The organism is Nocardia sp. NPDC051833, assembly GCF_040681225.1.
Taxonomy (GTDB): domain Bacteria; phylum Actinomycetota; class Actinomycetes; order Mycobacteriales; family Mycobacteriaceae; genus Nocardia.
This window is the reverse complement of the sequence record NZ_JBFAYK010000009.1, coordinates 80,083-95,031: the sequence shown is the minus strand read 5'-3', so window position 1 is coordinate 95,031 and position 14,949 is coordinate 80,083. Positions and strand designations below refer to the sequence as shown.

General features: G+C 66.8%; 37 protein-coding genes and 1 tRNA gene. 5 read left to right on the top strand and 33 right to left on the bottom strand.

The genetic code is table 11. The annotated features are described in order from the left end of the window. Positions 1-100 precede the first annotated feature (100 nt). The 33 genes from AB0L91_RS34855 to AB0L91_RS34695 all read right to left on the bottom strand — a co-directional run bounded on the left by AB0L91_RS34855 (position 101) and on the right by AB0L91_RS34695 (position 13,176). On the bottom strand, positions 101-850 hold the full coding sequence (locus AB0L91_RS34855; protein WP_365017153.1) for a metallophosphoesterase: 750 nt from the start codon (positions 848-850) through the stop codon (positions 101-103). Next, complete coding sequence (locus AB0L91_RS34850; RefSeq protein WP_365017152.1) at positions 847-1,218, bottom strand: cyclic-phosphate processing receiver domain-containing protein; 372 nt, start codon at positions 1,216-1,218, stop codon at positions 847-849. Before AB0L91_RS34850 ends, AB0L91_RS34855 begins: the two co-directional genes overlap by 4 nt. Then, positions 1,218-1,637 (bottom strand): hypothetical protein, encoded by a 420-nt coding sequence (locus AB0L91_RS34845; protein WP_365017150.1) that lies wholly within the window; start codon positions 1,635-1,637, stop codon positions 1,218-1,220. The genes AB0L91_RS34850 and AB0L91_RS34845 overlap by 1 nt, the downstream gene beginning before the upstream one ends. After that, positions 1,634-1,888, bottom strand: a complete 255-nt coding sequence (locus tag AB0L91_RS34840) for a hypothetical protein (RefSeq protein WP_365017149.1) — start codon at positions 1,886-1,888, stop codon at positions 1,634-1,636. Before AB0L91_RS34840 ends, AB0L91_RS34845 begins: the two co-directional genes overlap by 4 nt. Continuing rightward, on the bottom strand, positions 1,885-2,073 hold the full coding sequence (locus AB0L91_RS34835) for a hypothetical protein (RefSeq protein ID WP_365017148.1): 189 nt from the start codon (positions 2,071-2,073) through the stop codon (positions 1,885-1,887). The genes AB0L91_RS34840 and AB0L91_RS34835 overlap by 4 nt, the downstream gene beginning before the upstream one ends. Further along, positions 2,070-3,662: a TROVE domain-containing protein gene (locus tag AB0L91_RS34830; protein WP_365017147.1), complete on the bottom strand. Its 1,593-nt coding sequence runs from the start codon at positions 3,660-3,662 to the stop codon at positions 2,070-2,072. The genes AB0L91_RS34835 and AB0L91_RS34830 overlap by 4 nt, the downstream gene beginning before the upstream one ends. 116 nt (positions 3,663-3,778) lie before the next feature. Next, positions 3,779-3,852, bottom strand: a tRNA-Ser gene (locus AB0L91_RS34825). Positions 3,853-3,979: 127 nt separating this feature from the next. Then, the gene (locus AB0L91_RS34820; RefSeq protein WP_365017146.1) at positions 3,980-4,621 is read right to left on the bottom strand and encodes a hypothetical protein; all 642 of its coding nucleotides are present in this window, start codon (positions 4,619-4,621) and stop codon (positions 3,980-3,982) included. Further along, complete coding sequence (locus tag AB0L91_RS34815; protein ID WP_365017144.1) at positions 4,614-4,772, bottom strand: hypothetical protein; 159 nt, start codon at positions 4,770-4,772, stop codon at positions 4,614-4,616. Before AB0L91_RS34815 ends, AB0L91_RS34820 begins: the two co-directional genes overlap by 8 nt. A gap of 145 nt (positions 4,773-4,917) precedes the next feature. Beyond that, positions 4,918-5,148, bottom strand: a complete 231-nt coding sequence (locus tag AB0L91_RS34810) for a hypothetical protein (RefSeq protein ID WP_365017142.1) — start codon at positions 5,146-5,148, stop codon at positions 4,918-4,920. A 171-nt stretch (positions 5,149-5,319) separates the two neighbouring features. Then, complete coding sequence (locus tag AB0L91_RS34805) at positions 5,320-5,442, bottom strand: hypothetical protein (RefSeq protein WP_365017141.1); 123 nt, start codon at positions 5,440-5,442, stop codon at positions 5,320-5,322. Between the two features lie 188 nt (positions 5,443-5,630). Further along, positions 5,631-5,975, bottom strand: a complete 345-nt coding sequence (locus tag AB0L91_RS34800; RefSeq protein ID WP_365017139.1) for a hypothetical protein — start codon at positions 5,973-5,975, stop codon at positions 5,631-5,633. Beyond that, entirely contained in the window at positions 5,968-6,777 is an 810-nt protein-coding gene (locus tag AB0L91_RS34795; RefSeq protein ID WP_365017137.1) for a nucleotidyltransferase domain-containing protein, read from the bottom strand. Before AB0L91_RS34795 ends, AB0L91_RS34800 begins: the two co-directional genes overlap by 8 nt. A gap of 38 nt (positions 6,778-6,815) precedes the next feature. Continuing rightward, complete coding sequence (locus AB0L91_RS34790; RefSeq protein ID WP_365017136.1) at positions 6,816-7,445, bottom strand: hypothetical protein; 630 nt, start codon at positions 7,443-7,445, stop codon at positions 6,816-6,818. Positions 7,446-7,523: 78 nt separating this feature from the next. After that, the gene (locus tag AB0L91_RS34785; protein ID WP_365017134.1) at positions 7,524-7,802 is read right to left on the bottom strand and encodes a hypothetical protein; all 279 of its coding nucleotides are present in this window, start codon (positions 7,800-7,802) and stop codon (positions 7,524-7,526) included. Next, positions 7,799-8,227 (bottom strand): hypothetical protein, encoded by a 429-nt coding sequence (locus tag AB0L91_RS34780; RefSeq protein ID WP_365017133.1) that lies wholly within the window; start codon positions 8,225-8,227, stop codon positions 7,799-7,801. The genes AB0L91_RS34785 and AB0L91_RS34780 overlap by 4 nt, the downstream gene beginning before the upstream one ends. Beyond that, the gene (locus tag AB0L91_RS34775; protein ID WP_365017132.1) at positions 8,206-8,490 is read right to left on the bottom strand and encodes a hypothetical protein; all 285 of its coding nucleotides are present in this window, start codon (positions 8,488-8,490) and stop codon (positions 8,206-8,208) included. The genes AB0L91_RS34780 and AB0L91_RS34775 overlap by 22 nt, the downstream gene beginning before the upstream one ends. Before the next feature lie 110 nt (positions 8,491-8,600). Further along, positions 8,601-8,822: a hypothetical protein gene (locus AB0L91_RS34770; RefSeq protein WP_365017131.1), complete on the bottom strand. Its 222-nt coding sequence runs from the start codon at positions 8,820-8,822 to the stop codon at positions 8,601-8,603. Then, complete coding sequence (locus AB0L91_RS34765; RefSeq protein WP_365017129.1) at positions 8,819-9,157, bottom strand: hypothetical protein; 339 nt, start codon at positions 9,155-9,157, stop codon at positions 8,819-8,821. The genes AB0L91_RS34770 and AB0L91_RS34765 overlap by 4 nt, the downstream gene beginning before the upstream one ends. Before the next feature lie 264 nt (positions 9,158-9,421). Beyond that, positions 9,422-9,559 carry a hypothetical protein gene (locus tag AB0L91_RS34760; RefSeq protein WP_365017128.1) on the bottom strand — a complete coding sequence of 46 codons (138 nt, stop codon included), beginning with the start codon at positions 9,557-9,559 and terminating at the stop codon, positions 9,422-9,424. Continuing rightward, entirely contained in the window at positions 9,556-9,798 is a 243-nt protein-coding gene (locus AB0L91_RS34755; RefSeq protein ID WP_365017127.1) for a hypothetical protein, read from the bottom strand. The genes AB0L91_RS34760 and AB0L91_RS34755 overlap by 4 nt, the downstream gene beginning before the upstream one ends. After that, positions 9,795-10,205, bottom strand: a complete 411-nt coding sequence (locus AB0L91_RS34750) for a hypothetical protein (RefSeq protein WP_365017125.1) — start codon at positions 10,203-10,205, stop codon at positions 9,795-9,797. The genes AB0L91_RS34755 and AB0L91_RS34750 overlap by 4 nt, the downstream gene beginning before the upstream one ends. A gap of 20 nt (positions 10,206-10,225) precedes the next feature. Next, positions 10,226-10,390 (bottom strand): hypothetical protein, encoded by a 165-nt coding sequence (locus AB0L91_RS34745; protein ID WP_365017123.1) that lies wholly within the window; start codon positions 10,388-10,390, stop codon positions 10,226-10,228. Continuing rightward, the gene (locus tag AB0L91_RS34740; RefSeq protein WP_365017122.1) at positions 10,387-10,659 is read right to left on the bottom strand and encodes a hypothetical protein; all 273 of its coding nucleotides are present in this window, start codon (positions 10,657-10,659) and stop codon (positions 10,387-10,389) included. Before AB0L91_RS34740 ends, AB0L91_RS34745 begins: the two co-directional genes overlap by 4 nt. Positions 10,660-10,830: 171 nt before the next feature. After that, positions 10,831-11,001, bottom strand: coding sequence for a hypothetical protein (locus AB0L91_RS34735; RefSeq protein WP_365017120.1), 171 nt, complete (start codon positions 10,999-11,001; stop codon positions 10,831-10,833). Beyond that, the gene (locus AB0L91_RS34730; RefSeq protein ID WP_365017118.1) at positions 11,001-11,282 is read right to left on the bottom strand and encodes a hypothetical protein; all 282 of its coding nucleotides are present in this window, start codon (positions 11,280-11,282) and stop codon (positions 11,001-11,003) included. Before AB0L91_RS34730 ends, AB0L91_RS34735 begins: the two co-directional genes overlap by 1 nt. Then, the gene (locus tag AB0L91_RS34725; protein WP_365017116.1) at positions 11,279-11,428 is read right to left on the bottom strand and encodes a hypothetical protein; all 150 of its coding nucleotides are present in this window, start codon (positions 11,426-11,428) and stop codon (positions 11,279-11,281) included. The genes AB0L91_RS34730 and AB0L91_RS34725 overlap by 4 nt, the downstream gene beginning before the upstream one ends. Further along, positions 11,425-11,814: a hypothetical protein gene (locus AB0L91_RS34720; protein ID WP_365017114.1), complete on the bottom strand. Its 390-nt coding sequence runs from the start codon at positions 11,812-11,814 to the stop codon at positions 11,425-11,427. The genes AB0L91_RS34725 and AB0L91_RS34720 overlap by 4 nt, the downstream gene beginning before the upstream one ends. Continuing rightward, positions 11,811-12,146 (bottom strand): hypothetical protein, encoded by a 336-nt coding sequence (locus AB0L91_RS34715; protein WP_365017112.1) that lies wholly within the window; start codon positions 12,144-12,146, stop codon positions 11,811-11,813. The genes AB0L91_RS34720 and AB0L91_RS34715 overlap by 4 nt, the downstream gene beginning before the upstream one ends. After that, positions 12,143-12,382 (bottom strand): hypothetical protein, encoded by a 240-nt coding sequence (locus AB0L91_RS34710; protein ID WP_365017111.1) that lies wholly within the window; start codon positions 12,380-12,382, stop codon positions 12,143-12,145. The genes AB0L91_RS34715 and AB0L91_RS34710 overlap by 4 nt, the downstream gene beginning before the upstream one ends. Beyond that, positions 12,379-12,750, bottom strand: a complete 372-nt coding sequence (locus AB0L91_RS34705) for a hypothetical protein (protein ID WP_365017109.1) — start codon at positions 12,748-12,750, stop codon at positions 12,379-12,381. Before AB0L91_RS34705 ends, AB0L91_RS34710 begins: the two co-directional genes overlap by 4 nt. 16 nt (positions 12,751-12,766) lie before the next feature. Beyond that, positions 12,767-13,057, bottom strand: coding sequence for a hypothetical protein (locus AB0L91_RS34700; RefSeq protein WP_365017107.1), 291 nt, complete (start codon positions 13,055-13,057; stop codon positions 12,767-12,769). Beyond that, positions 13,054-13,176, bottom strand: coding sequence for a hypothetical protein (locus AB0L91_RS34695; protein WP_365017105.1), 123 nt, complete (start codon positions 13,174-13,176; stop codon positions 13,054-13,056). The genes AB0L91_RS34700 and AB0L91_RS34695 overlap by 4 nt, the downstream gene beginning before the upstream one ends. A 270-nt stretch (positions 13,177-13,446) precedes the next feature. On the opposite strand from AB0L91_RS34695, the gene AB0L91_RS34690 reads away from it, so the two are divergent. From AB0L91_RS34690 to AB0L91_RS34670, 5 genes are all read left to right on the top strand, one after another. Then, positions 13,447-13,851, top strand: a complete 405-nt coding sequence (locus tag AB0L91_RS34690) for a hypothetical protein (protein WP_365017103.1) — start codon at positions 13,447-13,449, stop codon at positions 13,849-13,851. Positions 13,852-13,878: 27 nt separating this feature from the next. Further along, complete coding sequence (locus AB0L91_RS34685; RefSeq protein WP_365017101.1) at positions 13,879-14,115, top strand: hypothetical protein; 237 nt, start codon at positions 13,879-13,881, stop codon at positions 14,113-14,115. Between the two features lie 107 nt (positions 14,116-14,222). Then, a complete protein-coding gene (locus tag AB0L91_RS34680; RefSeq protein ID WP_365017099.1) occupies positions 14,223-14,468 on the top strand; it encodes a hypothetical protein in 246 nt (81 codons plus the stop codon). Beyond that, positions 14,465-14,746, top strand: a complete 282-nt coding sequence (locus tag AB0L91_RS34675; RefSeq protein ID WP_365017097.1) for a hypothetical protein — start codon at positions 14,465-14,467, stop codon at positions 14,744-14,746. Before AB0L91_RS34680 ends, AB0L91_RS34675 begins: the two co-directional genes overlap by 4 nt. A gap of 13 nt (positions 14,747-14,759) precedes the next feature. Beyond that, positions 14,760-14,948: a hypothetical protein gene (locus tag AB0L91_RS34670; RefSeq protein WP_365017095.1), complete on the top strand. Its 189-nt coding sequence runs from the start codon at positions 14,760-14,762 to the stop codon at positions 14,946-14,948. The last annotated feature ends 1 nt before the right edge of the window (position 14,949 follow it).

Sequence of the window (14,949 nt, the reverse complement as noted above, 5' to 3'; positions counted from 1 at the left end):
GCCGCCTGTGGACCCTGCTGGTCTTCATGGTCTGGCACGGCATCTTCGTCGAGGACCGGATCAAGCCGGAGATCCAGGAGCCGGTCTACCCGGTCAACCTCTAGAGGTCGACAAGGTCGACGATCATCACGTTGTCGGCCATCGCGCCGCCGTCCATGTCGAGGATGTGCACCTCGGTCCGGTAGTCGCGTCCGATCAGGGGTGCGTCGAGGCGGCAGTGGTAGTGGCCGGCGAACAGGTGCTGCGGCCGGATCTCGCTTACGACGTTGCGCAGCAGTTCCCGGTGGCGTTGTGCGGCTTCGATCTCGGAGTCGGGGAAGCCGATCGGGTTGCCTTCGATGCACGGGATGCGGACGCCGTCGGGGACGTCGTGCGTGATCATCACGTCGGCGTGGCCGTCGAGGGACGCGTTGAGAGCCTCCCCCACCGAGATGGTTTCGCGGGCCCACCATTCACCGCGGGCCCGCCATGGCCGGTCCACACTGTGTGCGCCGCCGAGCGCCAGGAACGACACCCCGGACCACGCCCACCGGTAGCCGCGCGGAAGGTAGTAGATGTTCGGGCGCATCAGGATCGCGGTACAGCCGTGGTCGGCTTCGAGGAGGTCAAGGCGGTCCCAGTCGTCGTGGTTGCCGCCGACGAACGCGAGCGTCAGGCCGGTGTCCTCCAGCGCGCGCTGCACTTTCGCCATGAAGCTCGGCGCGAACTTGTATGCGAAGTCGCCCACATGCAGGACCGCTTGGGCGCCGTGCTCGGCGGCGTGCCGAATCGCCCGATCGGCATGGAAGCTATTGCCGTGCCAGTCCCCCGCGACCGCGATGCGGGTCGGGTTGAGGGTTTCCCAGGTCATCCGGGATGCCTTTCGATGTCGTCGACGGTGCAGGTGCCCCAGTAGTTTTGGCCGTAGCCGCGCAGCGTGCCGGGCGGGGCGTAGCGGCGTGCCATCCCGACGAGCCAGTCCTGCCCGGCCGGGTTGGCGGTGTGCACGTAGAGTGCGTCTGGCCACCAGTCGTGTTCGCACATCCACAGCATGATCGGGCGCGTGGTTTCGTCCTCGTAGGTCGCGATCGAGGTACCAAGGTCGTGGTCGAGGGACAGCACTGAGAGCGGGACGCCGGCGAGCCGGTGGCCGTTGATGATGGCGAGCGCGGCAGCCGCGGTCTTGACGAGCATCCACCCTGTAGGCGCGGGCCGCTCGTCGTCGACGAACAGCTTCATCAGTTGAACCTCGGCCTGGTTGGGTAGATGATGAATACCTCGCCGCTGGTCAGCCAGTATTCGGGTTCTGGCAGGTCGACAGTCACGATGGGTTGCCTGTTGGACCTAGACCACAGCATGACGGCTTGGACGACCAACATTGGCCGACGTTCTTCGATGCGGTAGCGGGACCGGATCTGCCACCACTTGCGCGGCAAAGGCACCCGGACACGCTTGACCGGCATGGAGGGGATGCGGAATCCCACTGAGCCGCCCTCGGTGAACGAGTGCCGCTGCGGCAGTCCGGTGCCGAAGGCGAGGTTGTCGATGCCGTAAGGACCCGGGTGACCGTCATGGAGAGTGAATAGCACTTGGTCGCCGACCAGTTCGTCGAGGTGCTGTTGCAGGTGCTTCCTGGTCGGCGTGTGGATCTCTGTCATCGTCCCCATCCGAGTTGGCGGATTCGGCGCGCGCGGGCGCCATAGAGTTCGCTCCGTGCCGCGTGTTCGAGCGCGGCGTCGTGACGGCGGCAGATCCAGTAGCCCCAGTGGTCCGGCACGTCAGGCCAGTCGTCAGGGTCGTCGCACAGATCCTGATCGAGCGGCACGCGCAGCCACTCGTGGGCGATGTTGTCCAGCACGCACCACCAGAACTGGCCGTGGCAGTGCGTGAAGATGCCCCGCGCAGTCACCGCTTCCCGCTCCCCGCTGTGGCGGCGATCATCGTCTGCACCAACCGCATCGCCTGCTTCTCGGTGAATCCGACGCCAGTGAGCGCGGTGTATTGGCCGTACACGGCCGCGGCCACCTGCCGAGCGTCCGAGGACGGCTCGACAGGTGGCCCGCCGGTGAAGGCGGCGAAGTCTTCGAAGTTCACGCGGCCTGGCCGTCGATCTCCCACGGCCAGCCGCCGTCGCGCCCGGACTCGAGCAGCGGCACCAGCTTGAACGTCGAGTCGGTCAGCGAACCGAACTCGTGACGGTTCGCGCCCAACGCGTACGCGGCCGGACGGTAGCCCTGCAGGTTGAACCCGTAAACGGGAACGTGCGGCGGGATCGGCGTGGTGATGCCGCCGGACTGGGTCTGCATGTCCGAGATGATGAACACCCGGTCGTGCCCCTGGTACTGGCGGCGGACCGCACCCGCGATGTCGGTGCCGTGCCCGCGCTCGCCGACACGGCTGGTGAACCGGCCGATCTCCCGCATCGCCGACGCACCCGCCTGCACCTCGTGTTTGAACTCGCCGGACGCGAACCCGTAGATGTCGGCCGCGCCCGCGTTGCGGACGCCCAGCGCGACACCGAACACGGCGGCGATCGTCACCATCTCCATTGCCGACTTGCCGGTGACCCTGCTCTGCATGGAACCGGAGGTGTCAATCAGGATCAGCGACCGGCCGGGCAGGGCGGGAAGGTTGCGCAGCGAGTGCCCGAGGGCCTTGTCGAGGGCATGGCCCCAGCGCAGCGACGGCGCCGACTCGCAGGCCGACAGGAACCGGAACGGGAACTGCCGCGACTTCGCGACCTCGTCCGGGTCGGCCAGCTTCGCGGCGACCTGCTCAGCGACGGTGTCGGAGATGCCTGCCTCGTCGAAGTTGCGCAGGTTACGCAGCAGCGCCATATAGCCCATCGACGGGATCATCGCCTCCCACCGCTTCGCGGTCCACGGACCGTACGAGCCGAGCTGCTCCCACGTCATGCCCGCCTCGGCGAGCCTGTCGGCGAGCGTTCCGTTCTTGGCGAGGTGGTCGACGAACAGCGGGGTATAGGTCTTGAAGACCGCGTTCGTAGAGACCATCGGCAGCGAATCCGGGATCGCGTTCTCGCGGTTGTGGCGGCGGTCGATGGCGTGCTCGAACAGGTCGCCCTGCTTGGGGGTGAACTTGCTCGGGTGGCACAGCTCGAGGACGTCGGCGAACCGGAAGCCGTGCGAGGCGGTGTCGTACTTGAGCAGCGACCGCTCGGTGTACAGGCGCGACGCAGCGTCACCGACGCCACGCATGACGGACATCGGCAGCTTGCGGCCGTACCGCGACATCCAGTAGGCGAGGAACTCGCCGGGCTCGTCGGCGCGCTGCAGGACCGAGTTGATGACCTGACGGTTGCCGCCGTGGATGCCGGCGTCGAGGCGGGCCTTGACGAACTCGGCGGCACCGACCAGCGACGCGGAGCGCATGTTGCCCTCGGGGCCTCGCATCCAGGCGAGGAGCTCGGCGGTCCAGTCGCCGTCCTTGACGGCGCGGTTGGCGATCAGGGAGCGGTATCGGGCGTCGCGGGTGTCGGCCGACTCGTAGAAGGTGTTCTCGCCGACGAAGTTCGACACAGCCAGCAGGAACAGCTCCGACCGCTTGGTGCGCACCTCGCCGGGCGCGCCCTCGTGGGTGCGGGTGGACTTGTTGGCCTTGGTCTTGATCGGACCGACAGCCGTTGCCGCGGCGCGAACGCTGGTCTGATTGAATTTGGACATGGCTATGCCTCCCAACAGGATTCCTGGATTGTGTTGGGAGGCGTCACTTCGTGGGTGCTGACATCAAGGCGGGGAAGGTGACGGTAGCGCTCTACCACTGAGCTACACCACCCGTGCGGGTAGTGGCAGGATTCGAACCTGCGTCTCTCCTTTAGCAGAGGAAGTAACCCTCTCCTACGGAACAGCACCCCTGTGAAGTTAGCTCCCCGAGATCAAGGTGTTCACGGTGTCGTTTCACCAGAAGAAGTAACCGTGAACTTCGCAACGGGAAGTTGTTACGTTGCACTGTAGTGCATGGCATTGCCATACGTCAAACCCTATTCGAGGACACCCGGCGGGAGCGGTGCGCCGATGAGCATGCCGAGTAGCCGGTACTGCTCCGGCGCCCAGTCAGCGCCACACGAAATACACTGTGCTGCACTTAGGTTCGCGCGCAGCGCGTAGGCGTGAACCGTTTCGCCGGACCCGTTCTCGGTCGCGACCATGGTCACACCGCACGCCGGGCACGGCGCCCGTAGCTCCCACTCGCGTGCGTCGCCAAGCAAGGCGTTGATCCGTGCGCACCAGTCCCGCACCTGCCGTTCCATCCGCCGCACCAGCCCGACCTGTTCCGGCGCCCACAGGTTGTCGGCGAGCGCGTACAGCCGCCGGACCGTGAGCTCGCGGCCGGGGACCTTCGCGACACCGATCGACCACTCCCCTACCCGGCGGTCGATCACCTCGAGCAGCGACAGCGCGTCCGCCCAGCCGGGTGCACGCGAGCCGGGTTCCGGTCGGCGGGCGCCGGCACCGTCCTGTTGTTCGCCCGCGGTCGCTTCCCGGAGCTGGTCGTAGAGCGAGTCGACGATGATCGGCACGGTGCGGCCGTCGCGATAGATCCGCTCGGATTGCAGCCCGACGAGGCCGTGTACGGCATCGGACAGTGCAGCGCGGGCGCCAGCGGCGAGTTCGTCACTCACGCGGTTCGTCGTCTCCTTCTTCCTCGGTTCGGTGCCACGGCCAGTACCCGCAGCTTGAGACGATCGGTTCGGGTTGGCCCGACTCGTTCGTGGGGAACGTTTCGGAGCGGATGACGCCGCCGTTGGCGTACTTCGGCGTTTCGTCGGTCATGGGCTGCTCCGTTGGTCGGGTTCGGTGTTCGCGGGGGCGTGGGCGACGGTTCAGCAATCGCAGTCAGCCCAGTGCACCCCGCAGCGAACGCAGGTCTCGTCGCTGTCGAGCCAGTCGAAGTCGTCGCCGACCTCGTCGCGCATGGTCATCGGGCGCGAATCGTGGACGTGAGCCGCTGCCGGGCGAGGACGTGGTCGACCGCTTTCGCTGCCTCGGCGGCGGCCTTGACATCGGTCACGTTGATCGTCGACGCGCACTTGTAGACGACCGGGCGGGCGCGTCGGTCGGCGCGCCACAGGAGCCAGACCGCGGCGGAGCTCGCCAGAAGGATTGCCGCGAGAGTCACGATCGCCACAGCAACGAGGGCGGTGTTCATGTTTCGTCGTTCTCCGTTTCGCCGCCGAATAGATCAGCGGGCGTGATGGGCCGATTGTTGTGCTGCAGGGCGTGCGCGATCATGAGGGCGCGAGCCTCATCGTTGGAGAGGTATCTTCCGCGCCAAATCTGGCATCCGTGCGAAATGCAGATGAGTTCGATCACGCCTTTGTCAATCGGTGTCATTGATACCCGCCGACGCCGCAACCATCGCTCCGAGAAATCGGGGCGTGACGAACCACCAGGTCAGCACGACCAGCAGGGCCGCCACGACACTAGTTGCAGTCTTGCTCATATTCGTCTTCGTCCTCGTATCCGAGCCATGGAAATTCGGGGTCGCGACCCACAGTTTCAGGTTCGATGCATTCCGGGTCCATTCGCGGCCTCCTGTTCGACCTATTCACAGAATAGATAGCGAGTCAAACCGTCTTTACACACGGAAATGCCCGCCACAGGAAATGTGACGGGCATCTTCTGAATTGGTCAGGCGGCGGCGCGGAGAATCCGTTCCGCCGCGGACCGCACCTGGTCCCAGCCCTGCGGCGGGTCGCCGTCAGGGTAGAGGGCGTACAGGATGTGGTCGGCGCGGACGAACGCGCTGACGATGCCGGCGCGGCGCTGCTCGGCCTCGCACATGGCGCCGATCAGATTGATTGCTGCCTCGTCGGCCACCGCCTGAGCCTGCCAGCGGCGCCGCGATGTCCACAACCGACGAAGCAGTGAACCCATCTCCGCGTTGGCGTGGCGGCGGCCGTGCCGCTCTCCGAAGATCACCGCGTTGTACAGGCGCGCCTGGTACGGGCTGATGTCGTCGTCGGTCTCAGCCATGACGGCCCCCGATCAGGCCATGCTGCTCCCACCAGGAGAGGTAGGTGTCGGCGAGCCACCGGTGGATCGCTACACGGTCGGGTTCCGGCGGCAGGTCAGCGGAATCGGCCAGGCGGTTGAGCTGATCGAGAAGGTCGGCTGCGCGGTCGAGTGCCTCGTCCTTCGCGTGCTCGCCGCGGCGCAGCTCCTGCAGCCAGGTGCGGTCCGGCTCCGGAATCGGCAGAGTGATCCGGCCCGTGGTCAGCAGTTCCACGCCTTGCAAGCCCAAACGAACCATGTGGTAAGCGAACTTGGTGTCGAAGCCGTGCTTGTCGACGAGCTCGGGCCGGTTGGTGTGCTTCTTCGACTTGACGCCGAGCAGCTGATCACGCTGGCTGACGAGGTAGCCGCCGAACCGCAACGCGACCTCGCGAGACAGCCACCTTTCCGGGTGCGCCTGGATGTCGCGGCCGACGTCGGTCTGGACGACGATCTCAGCCTCGGGGATGAACGCCAGCAGCAGCACGGTCGGATTGCCCTGGGCGGCGAGAGCGCTCCATTTCCGCAGCGAATACACCGTGAGATCGAGGTCGCCCGCGCCGGACCGGACGCCTTCGGCCTGGGTGCGGAACACGTACTGTTCGAACAGGGCCACGCTCTGCTGGGTGACCGGGATGGTCATCGTGGGCGGTTCGATGCAGACGCCCATCTCGTCACGGTCGTCGCTGCCGGTGGTGACGCCGTGAAGACCGGAGCCGACCTGGCCGAGCAGGACGATGCCGTTGCGGGCGATCTCGGCGTTGTGGTCGCTCCCGTGGGGCATGGTGTTGATTGCGTTGTCGGGCCATGCGTACGTGGCGTTCACCGGGCTGCTCCGTTCGGCTGCTTGATCGAGATTGGCTGGACGTGGACGTGGTCGCTTTCGACGGAGTAGCAGCCGTAATACAGCCACCCGCCTTGCTGCATCGGCTCGGTGAGCGTTTCGTCGAGGACGCCGTGCCGGTCGAGCGAGCGGGCGAGGTACTTCGCGTAGCTGATGGCTTCGTCTTGATCGGCGAATCCTTCGATGGTGGTGTCGAAGTGGCGGTCCTCGCAGACGACGAGGTAGACGGTCGGATATGGGGTCACAAGCTGGTGCTCCGGCTCGGTTTGGAGGGCGGCGAGTTGGTCTCGCCAGTCGGGTCTGGGTGGTGCGGCGACGGGTTTCACTACGGTCTGGCGTTTCGCTTTCCGTTTCCGGTCGGCGGCGCGCTGGGTGCTGGTGCGGCCCGCCCCGGGGACGGGCCGGAGTAGTTGGCCGCTGAGGCGCGCGATGTCGGCTTCGGCGTTCTCGATGGATCGCCGTCCGCCGCCGGGCGTGCAGGGGATCGCATACTTGCGTCCGGTCGCCGGCCACAGGATTCGGTGGTGGCCGCGGCCGTCGATTCCGAGGTACACCCAGCCGACTTTGCGCGCGCGCTGGACGAGGTCGTGGGCTTCCTTCTTGCTCACGTGGACCTCACCGGTACAGCCAAGCGAGCCAGCCGAAGAGTGCCAGGACAGCGACCCACCAAAGAAGTTCGATCCAGCTCATGCGGCACGCTCCACGATTTCCCAGGCGCTGGTGGTGATCTGGCGTTTCGTGACGACGACCTGATACCCGGCGTCCTGCATTTGCTTCCGCTCCGCCCACACGCGGGTGCCGTCGGTGAGGAGGCTGAACTCCTCACCGGATTCCGGGTTCTTGTAGAGGAGCTGGTACTCAGACCGGGTTGTCGCGGCGTCGGTCAGCCGCGGCACGTACGGTTCGTATCCGAGTTCCATGGGCCCTCCCAGGAAGCGGGCGAGGTGCCCGATGAGACTGGTCATGCTGCTTGCTCCTCTGTGTTGTAGGTGATTTCGAGCCACATCCGGCCGCCCTCGCCCTTCACGGGCGGGTGAATGACGGGCTCCGGTTTGCTCATGTACTCGGGGGTGTCGTCGGGGACGAGGCCGTAGCCTGCGAGGTTCTTTCCGCCTGCCGCCAAGCCGTCGTAGAGCGGTTTGGCGGTGGCGGTGAGGTTGTCGGTGTCGCGGCGGCGAGAGTCGCGCGGCTGGTAGTGCAGTTGCACCCGCACGTAGTCGAGGCCCTGCGGAAGTCCGGCGTGGATGGCGAGCGCGACGGCCGTTTCCCGGATCTCGCGGACTTTCGCGGCTTTCGCCATCGCCGCGCCCTTGGTCCAGCCACGGTCGTTCATCGACAGCAGGGGCCGAGACCACGGCAATTCGATCGTTACTGTGACGATGTCGGGCACAGCGGCACCACATGAAAAGCGTCGGTGAAGGCGTCGAACTTCGTCTGGCACCGCGGGCAGTTGAGCTGGTCGACGGTGCTGATCCACTCGTCCCAGCGGTCGACCAGCCACGTGTAGCAGCCGAGGCACACGAGCTGTTCGATGCAACCGTGCTGGTCGACCCAGAACGCTGCGGGTGGCCGATGGCCGGTGTGGAACTTGGCGGTGCAGCGCGGCTGGTGTTCGAGTGCCTCGGCGAGGGGTGCGATGGCGGGTGCGGTCACAGTTCTCTCCAGGTGATGAAGTCGGTTAGCTGACGGAAGGGCTGGTGGCATTTGCGGCACGGGATCGGTGACCGCCGTTGGTTGGCAGGGCGACGGCCCGAAGGAGGTGTTCAGGGGAGCTCACTGTCGGCTCCTTTCCTGATGGTCGCGATGAGCGTTTCGACGGGGACAGCAGCGCGGGCCGCGAGGACGAGCACCAGGTCGGCGAGGTTGAGGACGATGCCGAGGGTGTCTCCGTAGTCGAGGAGGACTTCGATTCCGGCGGTGTCACTGTTGTGTCGTGCCGCGACGACGGCGGCCGAGTCGCGCATTGCTTCCACCATGTCGGTCACGCCGCGTCCACCTCGAAAGGCAGGTAGCCGGCGGGGTCTTCGTCGCGGGGCTTGTCCTTGTCGGGGTGGAGGCGTCCGCCCCAGACGCCGGGGACGGTGTAGGCGGTTTCTTCGGCGCGTTTTTCGTGTGCGTCGCGGCATGCTTGGCGGGCGGTGGCGGGGCAGGTGAAGCAGAGGTCGCGGGAGCGTTTGCGGCGGGTGGCGGCTTGTTTCGGGGTTTCGCCGTCGACGTGCCAGTCCCATTGGGAGGCGCGGTGTTCGCGCTGCCATTCCCAGTGTTCGGGGGTGCGGCAGGGGGCTCCAGCGAACAGGTCGGGGGTCTTGGGTTCGGTCATTGCCTGGCCACCGCGATGATCGGCGCGATGATGGTCGCGGCGAGGATGAGAAGGACGGAGGCGGCGGCCCCCACCAGCCGGAGTGCGATGCGTTTACTCATGTGAACCTCCTGGTAGGGGGCCAGTTTCGACCCGTTCATGATCGGCATTGCAATGCAAATACTACGTGGCAGTGCAGTGCAAGACAAGCGGTCGGTATAGATCGGGGGTGGGCGCTGTCGCTGCCCACCCCCGCTTTGTGCAAGATCGCTAGTTACCGGCCAGTCAACGGTGTCGGCCGTAGGCGATTGCCCATCCGACGAACGCCCAGAACGTGACCAGCACCAGGCCGGTGACGATGAATACTGGTGCGTCGGAGCCGGGTTCGCCGCGCTGGGCGAGCAGGATGACGGCGTCGGTCACGCGGCGGCCTGCGCGTGCAGCCGGTCGGTGTTGACGCGCTTCTGGCCGAGCGGCACCTCGTCTTCGTCGAGATGGGGCCGCCAGTCTTCGCGGGTGCGTTGTGCGCAGATCGCGTTGAGCGCGCGCACGTAGGCGTCGACCGCGGCGTCGTGGCGGGGCCCGCGCGGGGTGGTGTCGGCGATCTCGGCGAGGTCCTCGACCCGGTAGTAGAGCTTGTGGTTGTAGCCGAAGCTGCTCATTCGATGTGGCCTTTCGAATCGACGGTGAGGGGGTTGGTGAGCTGGTCGAAGATGCGGCGCTCGCCGGCGGCGATTTGGTCTTCGAGCCAGGCGCGGGCTGTCTTGTCGTCGGCGGCGCCGATGACGAAGATCGATTCGTCATCGGCGAGGCCGAGGAGCTCGGTGGCGACGGTGTCGGCGAACCGGATGCGGTGGTCCCCGAACAGTTCTTCGACCTGGATCTGCCCGTACTTCGCGCAATCCGACCCGATCCACCGGTACCGGTTGGACAGGGTGATCGCCCATCCGCCGATGCACGACTCGATGTAGCCGTCGTCCGAGCGGTGCCGGAAGAACGCCTGGTTGTGAACGTGTCGGTAGAGGGTGATGTGCTTGTAGATCGCGCGGAGCAGGGGCAGTCGGTCCATGGGGCTCACCAGGTTTCGCGTCAGAGGTGGGTGTAGAGATTGGCGAACCCGCCGTCGCGGGTGGCGTGCAGAAGGGTGCCGTCGTGCGGTTCGCCTTCGCTGGCGACTGCGAGCGCTTCGGCGAGCAGTGCGCGCGCGTCGTCGGCGTTCTTCGCGGCGATGTAGATGCTGATGGGGGCGGTCACGCCGCGTCCTGGTGGCCGACGTAGCGGACGTAGGTGACGCCGTTGCGGGTCGCCGCTTCGTAGCCGGGGGCGGGGAGCGCCGGGTAGGCGCCCTTGCGGACGTTGTCGGTGATCGCGTAGCTGGAGGACTGGCTGACCTTGCGCGGCCACTTCGCCCACTGGCCCTGGCGGGCGCGGAGCGCGGCGGCGTATTCGCTGAGCAGGTCGGACGGTTTGCGGCTACGGATGGTGGTGGGCAGGGTCGAGACGAACTGGAACTTCGGGGTCATGGCGGTTCGCTTTCTGTTGTGGTTGATGCAGGTCAGGAGTGATGTTTGGTAGGGGCGGCGCCCGAGAGATGTGGTGGTCGATCTCGGGCGCCGCGCTCCCCCTCCCCTATGGGCGGCCGTCGCGCGCGGGTGATGGCGGGGCACCGCGGTCGCGCAGGGAAGGTCTCTGGGTTAGCCCTCGCCGGCGAGGCTGGGCAGGGTGCCGGTATCGCGGGGCACGGTGGCGAAGTGCTCGTCGAGCACCAGGTCCGGGTTGTCGGCGCGGATGTCGTCGACGGTGCGCTGCCAGGGCTTCCACCACAGGCGGGCATGGCGGCCGTGGCGCGCGAGCGGGGCCGTCACTAGTCAGCCCCGCCTTCGACAGAGATCTCCTCGGGATGCCGCGGGCCTTCGATGGTTTCGAAGCCGCCGTCGGTCGAGATGGCGCGCAGGACGATGACTTCTTCGTGGCCGGGTCGATGCCCGGTGCCGATGCGGACTTCCGCCCAGCCGTCGATGCCCTTGGTGGCTTCGACGAAGGCGCGGAGCGCTTGCAGGGTCAGGTCCTCTTCGAATGCGAGTTCCATGACGAACGTGTCTTCGGTTCGTTGCTGGGTACTGTATTTCCAGGTGCGCGAGATCATTTCGTGGCTCCGTATTTTCGGGCGATGCGTTCGGTGCGGGCGGCGAGTTCGGGTTCGCCGCTGAATCGGATGTCGCGGGCGAGGGCGGTCAGTTCGGCACGCAGTCGGGTCTGGCGGGCTCGACGACCGAATGGCAGAAGGCTCATGCTTGGCCGTCCTTCGGGGCAGTGGTCTCGCCGGGCTTGTGGGGCACGGTCCAGTCGAGGTCCTGGGCGAGCTGACGGCGGGCTTCGGCGCCGCCCTGCCACCGGTAGTAGTCGTGGTCGTTGTCCGGGCCCGCGTTCAAGCACGCGGTGATGTACTCCGGGCGCCCGTTGATGTGGGCACGGACCACGTCCAGCTGGGCGCGCAGCTTGATTCGGGCGGCGTTGGCTTCGCCGAGGGCAGTGGTCAGCCGGTCGACTGATCGCTCCTCAGAGGCCAGGACAGCGCGCAGGGCTTCGACCTCGTCTGCCAGCCCGTTCAGGAGACCGGGGTACATCTCGTCGGCGAGGGCGCGCGCTTCGGCGACCAGGTCGCGGGGCGCGCTCATGCGTCCGCTCCGACCAGTGCGCCGACGACCGTGTAGCCCGCAGCGGCGAGCGCTTCGGTGTGGTCGCGGTGGCGACCGGAGCCAGGAAGCACGGTCCAGTCGGCGACCATTCCTTCCTCGTCGGACACGTACAGGTGGGTTTCCTGGCTGCGCCGGTATCCCGTTGGGGTGAGAACGGTTTCGTCGAGGGTCGACGCGACGACGTAGTCGGCGATTCCGTCCGGGATCATCAGTGGCGGGTTGAGCTGGTAGACGCGGGCGTCGGTGCAGAACGTCTCCCCGGTCTCGGTGTGGGCGACTTCGGCGGGCAGCAGGGTGGCGGTCTTGGTCATCGGTTCTCCTGGTGGTCTTCGAGGTAGGCATCGCAGCGGTCGCGGAGTTCGCGGACTTGCGGGGTGGTGAGTTCGGCGCGGATCTTCGGGCAGGGCCCGGTCGGGTTGGTGGCGACGCAGATGCCCATGTAGGCGTCGGTGGGGGCGTCGATGACTTCGAGCGCGTAGCCGCCGTGGTCGACGAGCGGGGCGGCGCCGTAGAGGGTGTCGCCCCGGTCGTCGTGGCGGGTGATCACGCCGCCACCTGCGTCGGGGTCGCGTACCGCAGGTACCAGCCGTTGACCGCCACCTGGATGTAGACCTCGTCGTTGTGGGCGAACGGCGCGGTCTCGTTCAGGATTTCGACGAGCGCCGCACGCGCGTGCTGCCAGCAGTACGCCTCCTGCTGGAGGTGCAGCGAGTTCGGCGCGTCGGTGTCTTCGTCGAAACCGGGCTTGGTCCAGTCGAGGTGGACTGGGGCGGCGACACCGTCGGGGTGGCGGCATCCGGCTTCGCCGCATTCGCTTTCCCGGAAGTCGCTGCTATCCCATTCGACGTCGAACTGGACGCGCGGGTCCTTGGCGGGGAGGCCGAGGGATTCGCGGGCTTGGGTTTCGGTGAGCATCGGGTGGTCCTTCCGGTCAGGCCGCGAGGGGCAGGGTGAGCGCGAGGTCGGCGATGGTGACGTCGATCGAGGCGGGGTCGGTCATGTCGGCGGCCCAGATGGCGTCGGCGGCGTGAGCGAGGCACCAGGTGCTGGTGTCGGTCCACCCGCCAGCGCGGTGGGTGTAGCCGATCTCGATGCGGATCAGGCCGGTCGCGGCGCACTCCTCGCACTCGGTGGTGAAGGTGTGGGAGGGGGCGGTGTGCCCGGTGAAGTCGAGGGCGCTGGCGCCGATGAGGTCGGCGATCGCGGCGGTGTCGGTGTTCATGCGGCCACCTCGAGCGGGGTCGCGGTGAAGCCGCAGTAGGTGACGTAGGTGCCGTCGCCGGCCAGCCACGCTTCGCAGTCTTCGTGCCCGCAGGTGGGGCGGGGGTCGGTGGTGACCATCGGGGTTCCTTTCGCTGGAGGTACCGAGTGCCAGTCGGTGTGTTGCGAGCAACGTTAGTCACTGCACTGCATTGCCTTCAAGACGTTGCATGCCTTGTGATCATTTCGTTACCTTATCGGTCGCGCATCAACGCAGCGCCCAGCTGCGCAAACAGGCGTAAAGCGGGGAACCCTCAACCAAATGACTACAACTCATTGCCATCTATTGCACTGCACCGCAATGCCTTGCTATGGTCGTTTCAGCAACCACGGACCGACGAAGGAGCCCCGATGACGACCACCCTCTACACCCGCCCCCGCGCCGCCCGTCTCGCCGCGGCCCGCATCATCCGCGAGCGCCTGGTCGCCGCGAAGACGGTCGCCCTGGTCCGCTCCCTCCGCGCCCTCAACGGGTTCTGGATGACCGACCTGCTCGACAAGGGCGAGTTCGTCACCGTCACCACCGCGCTGACCAACCTCGGCGCCGACGCCGACACGATCCGCCGCTACGGCAGCTGGGCGGGCAAGAAGATCAAGGCCGCCTACGAGGACGCCTACGAAGGCCGCGAGCCCGTACAGGTGTGGAAGTACCTCAAGGGCGAGTTCCGCCAGGTGTACGCCTACCGCAGCACCGAGCCCGTCATCAACGACGGCCTGGCCGCCTACCCGCGCACCGCCCACCTCGTCGCGGCCTGACCGCCACCACCACCGAAAGGCAATGACATGGCAATCACGCTCGAAAACAGCGATCTCAACTGGCTCGGAACCTTCGCCAGCGCGGTCGAGTTCATCGCCAAAGACATCCTCAGCGACGCCGACGAGGTAGTTCCCGTGACAGTCCGTGACGGCGACGGCAACACCGTTTGGGGCGCGCTGAGGGCGGTCGAGGACGGGCACTTGGTGGTTGGCCGCCAGCGAATCGTGATTGCCGACAACATCACTGGCTTCTACGTCGCCTGAACAAGTTGGCGGGGTCAACGCACAACGACGTGCGGCAAGGGACCAACGACGCTCCCCCACCGACCCCGCCAACACCCCCACCGACCGATCGACGCGAGGAGTAACCGATGAACGACAAAGTCACCAGCATGATCTGCGGCTGCTGCACCGCGCCGGTCAGTCAGATCCCGGCCGACTGGGCGCTCGCGCGCCGGATCCGCAGCGGCGCGGTGAAGGTGGGTCGCGTGCCGACCGACCGGTGCGACGACTGCCTCCGCCACGACGTGTACCGGGCGCCCTGCGTGCCCGCCGACTTCACCGCCCCGTGCTGCTCGTGCGGGTGCGCCGACACCGACGAGGGGGCGGCAGCATGACCGTCGACCAGATGCGCGACCAGATGCACGAGGTGTTCGCAGAGATCCGTCAGCTGCGGGCCTTCGCCCGATTCCACGGCGCCGACTACACCGGTCCCACGACCGAACTGCCCGCCCGGCTGGGCGCGTTCGGGCGGGTGATCGCCCCGGCCCGCACGGTCAAGCCGTCCGGCCCGACCATCACCGATCTGATCGAGATCCGTTGGGACGCCATCCGCTGGCTCCAGCACGAGATCCGCGAACAGCTCGGCGTTCCCCACCCCGCCAGCACTCATTGAAAGGACCAGCGAAATGAGCACAACCACAGCACCGTCTGGAGTGAGCGACGCACAGAAGGTGGCGTACTGGCTGCTCGACACGATCGCGGCGGCAGACGACACGGTCACGATCGCGCCTTCCGACCACGGCCGCCTGACGCTCACGCTCCCCGACGGCCGCGCGTTCTCGGTGCAGGTCGACGCGATCGAGGACGAGGACTGAC

What these genes read in the sequence shown, in the direction of transcription:
- AB0L91_RS34800 (WP_365017139.1), bottom strand. Translation starts at nt 5,975, where the DNA reads ATGGCTGAGACCGACGACGACATCAGCCCGTACCAGGCGCGCCTGTAC.
- AB0L91_RS34765 (WP_365017129.1), bottom strand. Translation starts at nt 9,157, where the DNA reads ATGACCGAACCCAAGACCCCCGACCTGTTCGCTGGAGCCCCCTGCCGC.
- AB0L91_RS34700 (WP_365017107.1), bottom strand. Translation starts at nt 13,057, where the DNA reads ATGAACACCGACACCGCCGCGATCGCCGACCTCATCGGCGCCAGCGCC.
- AB0L91_RS34830 (WP_365017147.1), bottom strand. Translation starts at nt 3,662, where the DNA reads ATGTCCAAATTCAATCAGACCAGCGTTCGCGCCGCGGCAACGGCTGTC.
- AB0L91_RS34810 (WP_365017142.1), bottom strand. Translation starts at nt 5,148, where the DNA reads ATGAACACCGCCCTCGTTGCTGTGGCGATCGTGACTCTCGCGGCAATC.
- AB0L91_RS34670 (WP_365017095.1), top strand. Translation starts at nt 14,760, where the DNA reads ATGAGCACAACCACAGCACCGTCTGGAGTGAGCGACGCACAGAAGGTG.
- AB0L91_RS34805 (WP_365017141.1), bottom strand. Translation starts at nt 5,442, where the DNA reads ATGAGCAAGACTGCAACTAGTGTCGTGGCGGCCCTGCTGGTCGTGCTG.
- AB0L91_RS34795 (WP_365017137.1), bottom strand. Translation starts at nt 6,777, where the DNA reads ATGCCCCACGGGAGCGACCACAACGCCGAGATCGCCCGCAACGGCATC.
- AB0L91_RS34850 (WP_365017152.1), bottom strand. Translation starts at nt 1,218, where the DNA reads ATGAAGCTGTTCGTCGACGACGAGCGGCCCGCGCCTACAGGGTGGATG.
- AB0L91_RS34755 (WP_365017127.1), bottom strand. Translation starts at nt 9,798, where the DNA reads ATGAGCAGCTTCGGCTACAACCACAAGCTCTACTACCGGGTCGAGGAC.
- AB0L91_RS34720 (WP_365017114.1), bottom strand. Translation starts at nt 11,814, where the DNA reads ATGAGCGCGCCCCGCGACCTGGTCGCCGAAGCGCGCGCCCTCGCCGAC.
- AB0L91_RS34855 (WP_365017153.1), bottom strand. Translation starts at nt 850, where the DNA reads ATGACCTGGGAAACCCTCAACCCGACCCGCATCGCGGTCGCGGGGGAC.
- AB0L91_RS34730 (WP_365017118.1), bottom strand. Translation starts at nt 11,282, where the DNA reads ATGATCTCGCGCACCTGGAAATACAGTACCCAGCAACGAACCGAAGAC.
- AB0L91_RS34750 (WP_365017125.1), bottom strand. Translation starts at nt 10,205, where the DNA reads ATGGACCGACTGCCCCTGCTCCGCGCGATCTACAAGCACATCACCCTC.
- AB0L91_RS34785 (WP_365017134.1), bottom strand. Translation starts at nt 7,802, where the DNA reads ATGACCAGTCTCATCGGGCACCTCGCCCGCTTCCTGGGAGGGCCCATG.
- AB0L91_RS34845 (WP_365017150.1), bottom strand. Translation starts at nt 1,637, where the DNA reads ATGACAGAGATCCACACGCCGACCAGGAAGCACCTGCAACAGCACCTC.
- AB0L91_RS34740 (WP_365017122.1), bottom strand. Translation starts at nt 10,659, where the DNA reads ATGACCCCGAAGTTCCAGTTCGTCTCGACCCTGCCCACCACCATCCGT.
- AB0L91_RS34725 (WP_365017116.1), bottom strand. Translation starts at nt 11,428, where the DNA reads ATGAGCCTTCTGCCATTCGGTCGTCGAGCCCGCCAGACCCGACTGCGT.
- AB0L91_RS34690 (WP_365017103.1), top strand. Translation starts at nt 13,447, where the DNA reads ATGACGACCACCCTCTACACCCGCCCCCGCGCCGCCCGTCTCGCCGCG.
- AB0L91_RS34715 (WP_365017112.1), bottom strand. Translation starts at nt 12,146, where the DNA reads ATGACCAAGACCGCCACCCTGCTGCCCGCCGAAGTCGCCCACACCGAG.
- AB0L91_RS34685 (WP_365017101.1), top strand. Translation starts at nt 13,879, where the DNA reads ATGGCAATCACGCTCGAAAACAGCGATCTCAACTGGCTCGGAACCTTC.
- AB0L91_RS34675 (WP_365017097.1), top strand. Translation starts at nt 14,465, where the DNA reads ATGACCGTCGACCAGATGCGCGACCAGATGCACGAGGTGTTCGCAGAG.
- AB0L91_RS34705 (WP_365017109.1), bottom strand. Translation starts at nt 12,750, where the DNA reads ATGCTCACCGAAACCCAAGCCCGCGAATCCCTCGGCCTCCCCGCCAAG.
- AB0L91_RS34695 (WP_365017105.1), bottom strand. Translation starts at nt 13,176, where the DNA reads ATGGTCACCACCGACCCCCGCCCCACCTGCGGGCACGAAGACTGCGAA.
- AB0L91_RS34680 (WP_365017099.1), top strand. Translation starts at nt 14,223, where the DNA reads ATGAACGACAAAGTCACCAGCATGATCTGCGGCTGCTGCACCGCGCCG.
- AB0L91_RS34815 (WP_365017144.1), bottom strand. Translation starts at nt 4,772, where the DNA reads ATGACCGACGAAACGCCGAAGTACGCCAACGGCGGCGTCATCCGCTCC.